The organism is Rubrimonas cliftonensis (genome assembly GCF_900107585.1).
Taxonomy (GTDB): domain Bacteria; phylum Pseudomonadota; class Alphaproteobacteria; order Rhodobacterales; family Rhodobacteraceae; genus Rubrimonas; species Rubrimonas cliftonensis.
The window spans coordinates 1-2,951 of the sequence record NZ_FNQM01000068.1; the positions used below are offsets into that span (position 1 = coordinate 1).

3 protein-coding genes are annotated in these 2,951 nt (G+C 73.1%); all 3 read right to left on the reverse strand.

Annotated elements, in window-relative coordinates; translation table 11 throughout:
* Positions 1-48 precede the first annotated feature (48 nt).
* On the reverse strand, positions 49-1,011 hold the full coding sequence (locus tag BLW43_RS22470) for a pirin family protein (RefSeq protein WP_093257141.1): 963 nt from the start codon (positions 1,009-1,011) through the stop codon (positions 49-51).
* A 72-nt stretch (positions 1,012-1,083) separates the two neighbouring features.
* Positions 1,084-1,986: an efflux RND transporter periplasmic adaptor subunit gene (locus tag BLW43_RS22475; RefSeq protein ID WP_093257144.1), complete on the reverse strand. Its 903-nt coding sequence runs from the start codon at positions 1,984-1,986 to the stop codon at positions 1,084-1,086.
* 12 nt (positions 1,987-1,998) lie between these two features.
* The gene (locus BLW43_RS22480; protein ID WP_217632294.1) at positions 1,999-2,829 is read right to left on the reverse strand and encodes an alpha/beta fold hydrolase; all 831 of its coding nucleotides are present in this window, start codon (positions 2,827-2,829) and stop codon (positions 1,999-2,001) included.
* Positions 2,830-2,951: the final 122 nt, after the last annotated feature.

A 2,951-nucleotide genomic window follows, 5' to 3' on the forward strand; every position in this document is an offset into this window, starting at 1 on the left:
GGCTCCGAAGCCCGCGTCATGAAGCGACGCCGCGCGAAAACCGGCCCGTCATCGGAAGGACCGCCCCCCGACGGCGCGCCGCGGTTTGCCGTGGCCTTCGGGCAGCGGGATGAACTCGGCCTCGTCGCCGGGCACGGTGTCGAAGCGGCCGCGCGCCCATTCCTCCTTCGCCTGCTCGATGCGCTCGAGCCGTGAGGAGACGAAGTTCCACCAGATCCAGCGCGGCCCCTCCATCGGCTCGCCGCCGAACAGCATGACGCGGGCTGCGGTGACGGCGCGCACGGCGTGGGGGTCGCCGGGGCGCAGAATGAGCAGCTGATCGCGCGTGAAGCGGTCGCCGGCGATCTCGATCTCGCCCTCCAGCACGTAGACCGCCCGCTCCTCATAGGTCGCGTCCACCGGCATAGCGGCGCCGGCGGCCAGCTGCGCGTCGACGTAGAGCGTCGGCGAGGCGACCGCGAGCGGCGAGACGGCGCCGAACGCCTCGCCCGCGATCAGCCGCGCCGTGACGCCATGCGCTTCGATGACCGGCGTCTGCGTGGCGGCGTGGTGCAGGAAGGCGGGGTCGCTCTCTTCGGCGCCCGCCGCCAGCGCCATCCAGCTCTGCACGCCGAACAGGCGCTGGCCGGTCGCCTTCTTCGCGTCGTCGGTGCGCTCGGAATGCACCACGCCGCGGCCCGCGCGCATCCAGTTCACCGCGCCGGGCTCGATGAGCTGGTCGGCGCCGGTGCTGTCGCGGTGCCAGATGCGCCCCTCCAGCAGATAGGTCAGGGTGGCGAGGTTGATGTGCGGGTGCGGGCGCACGTCCACGCCCTGATCGGTAAGGAACTCGGCCGGGCCCATCTGGTCGAAGAAGATGAAGGGGCCCACCATCTGGCGCTGCACGCTGGGCAGCGCGCGGCGCACGGTCATCTCGCCAAGGTCCACCGCGCGGGGCGCGATCACGGTCTCGACCGCGTCGCAGGCGGCGCGGTCGCCCAGAACAGGCTCGGGACAGGGGTTCCAGCTCATTGTGCAGTCTCCTTGGCGACAGGATTGGCGGGCAGGTGATGGCGCATGTCGGGGCGACCGGTGCGACAGCGGTCATGGCTCGCGGCCCGGATCGAGCGGCTCGGCGGCGCCCACGACGGCCTGCGAGACGACTTCGACGGCCATTCCGGGACGCAGGATAGCGTCGGGATTGGGAAACCGCGCCCAGACCGTGACGGCGCCGGTGGCCGGGTCCACGTCCGCGCTCGCGGCGTGGGGGGTGGCCTCGGCCGGGTAGAGCCGCCCGCCGGGCAGGCGGAGCCTGACCCGCAAGCCGGCTAGAAGCGCCTCGACGGAACCCGCGCCGGAAGCCTCGAGCGCCGCGAGCCGGTCGGCGTAGGGTGCGTCGTAGGCCACTACTGCCGGATCGAGCGACACGATCTCGGCTAGCGGCGGCCCGGCCTCGGCCTCAAGGAACGCGCCCACCGCCACCATCGGGCGCGACACGTAGCCGGAGATCGGCGCGCGGATCACGACGCGTTCGAGGTCGAGCGCGGCGCGGTCGCGCCCGGCTTGCGCCAGGGCGGCCCCGGCCTGGGCGGCGGCGCGCTCGGTGCGCGCAGGGCCGACCTGCGCGCCGGCGGCGACGCCGCGCTCCAACAGCGCCTCCTGCCGCGCAGCGCGGCGCTCAGCGCCCTCGCGGCGGGCCTGCGCCTCGGCGAGCAGAGCCTGCGCCGCGGCCAGCGCCAGCTCCGCGTCGGCCGGATCGAGCCGGATCAGCGGCTGGCCGCGCTCGACCCGCTCGCCGCCCTCGAACAGGATCGCCGCCACGACGCCGTCGAGGCGGCTGGACAGGACTGCGCGCCCGGCGGCCTCGATGCGGCCGTCAAACAGCAGCGTCTCGGCCGAGGCGGCGGCGGCGACGAGGATCGCCGCGCAGGCGAGCGCGAGCCGGCGCCCGGCGAAAGGGCGGCTCGTGAGGGGCGCCGGCGGCGCCGCGTCGGTCCTGTCCACCATGATCGCCCCCCCTCAGCCCTTCAGGAACGCCAGCACGTCGGCGTGGAAGCGGTCCTTGTGGGTGTCGGGCAAGCCGTGGGGCGCGCCGGCGTATTCGATCAGCGTCGCGTGGGGGACGAGCTTCTTCGTAGCGCGGGCCGAGGCGTCGATCGGCACCACCTGATCGTCGTCGCCGTGGATGATCAGGGTGGGCCGGTCGAACTTCTTCAGGTCTTCGGTGTGGTCGGTGGCCGAGAACGCCGCGATCGAGTCGTAGGTGTTCCTGAAGCCCGCCTGCATCCCCTGCTGGAACCAGGTCTCGATCAGGCCCTGGCTGACCTTCGCGCCGGGGCGGTTGAAGCCGTAGAACGGTCCCGAGGCGATGTCGCGGTAGAACTGCGCCCGGTCGGCGAGTTGCGCCGCGCGGAAGCCGTCGAACACCTCCAGCGGCAGCCCGCCGGGGTTGGCGTCGGTCTGCAGCATCAGCGGCGTGATGGCCGAGATCAGGCCCAGCCTCGCGACCCGCCCCGTGCCGTGGCGGCCGACATAGCGGGCGACCTCGCCGCCGCCGGTCGAGAAGCCGAAGGCAGAGACGTCGCGCAGGTCGAAGGCCTCGATCACCTGCGCCAGGTCATCGGCGTAATGGTCCATGTCGTTGCCGTCCCAGGGCTGGGAGGAGCGCCCGTGGCCGCGGCGGTCATGGTGGACGACGCGGAAGCCCGCGCTGGCGAGGTGGAAGGCGAGGCTCTCCCAGCTGTCGCTGCTCAGCGGCCAGCCGTGGCTGAGGGTGACGGCCGGGCCGTCCTTCGGACCCCAGTCCTTCACGTAGAGGCTGACGCCGTCGGCGGTGGTGATCGTGGTCATGGTTCTGTCTCCGGTCTCTGTGGGGGCCGCAGCCCAACCAGCGAAGGGTGAGAGGGCTGTGGCCGTCAGCGCGGCCGATCCGGCGAGCATTGTGCGCCGGTCAAGCGGCGCTGCGGCGAGCG